The organism is Streptomyces sp. NPDC091649 (assembly GCF_044756785.1).
Lineage (GTDB): Bacteria > Actinomycetota > Actinomycetes > Streptomycetales > Streptomycetaceae > Streptomyces.
In genome coordinates this window covers 1-1,294 of record NZ_JBIVTR010000047.1, presented here as the reverse complement: position 1 = coordinate 1,294, position 1,294 = coordinate 1, and the positions used below count along the sequence as shown (strand labels likewise).

Below are 1,294 nucleotides of genomic sequence, written 5' to 3'. Positions count from 1 at the left end.
GGTGTCACCGGGCCCGGGAGGTGCCGTCGGAGACGCTGATGAGAGGTCCGGCCACCGTCCGGTCCGGCGCAATGCCGGGCAGTTCGCGGGCGGCAGGTCTGCATAACGTGGATGCGCGCGTACGTCACCACCGCCGAGGCCAGCGCCGTGCATACCCCTTGGGGAGAGGGAGGAGGACGATGTTCGATACCACTGAGGTGGGTGTCTTTCTCGGCCTGGACGTCGGCAAGAGTGCTCATCACGGGCACGGGCTGACTTCGACCGGGAAGAAGGTCTTCGACAAGCAGCTGCCCAACAGCGAGCCGAAACTGCGGGCCGTCTTCGACAAGCTGGCCGCGAAGTTCGGCACGGTGCTGGTGATCGTGGACCAGCCCGCCTCCATCGGCGCCCTGCCACTGGCCGTCGCCCGCGACGCCGGCTGCAAGGTCGCCTACCTGCCCGGCCTGGCGATGCGCCGGATCGCCGACCTCTACCCCGGCGAGGCGAAGACCGACGCGCGTGACGCGGCGGTCATCGCGGACGCCGCCCGCACCCTGCCACATACGTTGCGCTCGCTCGAACTCACCGACGAGATCACCGCCGAGCTGACCGTCCTGACCGGCTTCGACCAGGACCTCGCCGCCGAAGCCACCCGCACCAGCAACCGGATACGCGGCCTGCTCACCCAGTTCCACCCCAGCCTGGAACGCGTTCTGGGACCCCGCCTGGACCACCAGGCCGTCACCTGGCTGCTGGAACGCTACGGGTCCCCGGCCGCACTGCGCAGAGCCGGCCGACGCAGACTCGTCGAACTCGTCCGCCCGAAGGCCCCACGCATGGCCGCCCGGCTGATCGACGACATCTTCGACGCCCTGGACGAACAGACCGTCACCGTTCCCGGCACCGGCACCCTCGACATCGTGATCCCGTCCCTGGCCCGCTCGCTCGCCGTCGTCCACGAACAGCGCCGGGCCCTGGAAACACAGATCAGCACCCTGCTGGAGGCCCACCCTCTTTCCCAGGTCCTGACCTCGATGCCGGGCGTCGGCGTCAGGACCGCCGCAGTACTGCTGACCACCGTCGGCGACGGCACCAGCTTCCCCACCGCCGCCCACCTCGCCTCCTACGCCGGCCTGGCCCCGACCACGAAGTCCTCGGGAACCTCGATCCACGGCGAACACGCACCCAGAGGCGGAAACCGCCAGCTGAAACGGGCCATGTTCCTGTCCGCCTTCGCCTGCATGAACGCCGACCCCGCCTCCCGGACCTACTACGACAAACAACGCGCCCGCGGGAAGACCCACACCCAAGCCCT

At 69.4% G+C, this 1,294-nt stretch carries 1 protein-coding gene; it reads left to right on the top strand.

Annotated elements, in window-relative coordinates; genetic code table 11:
* Window positions 1–179: 179 nt before the first annotated feature.
* The coding region (locus tag ACIQMU_RS31580) for an IS110 family transposase (protein WP_402690252.1) at window positions 180–1,294 on the top strand (1,115 nt) is incomplete at its 3' end.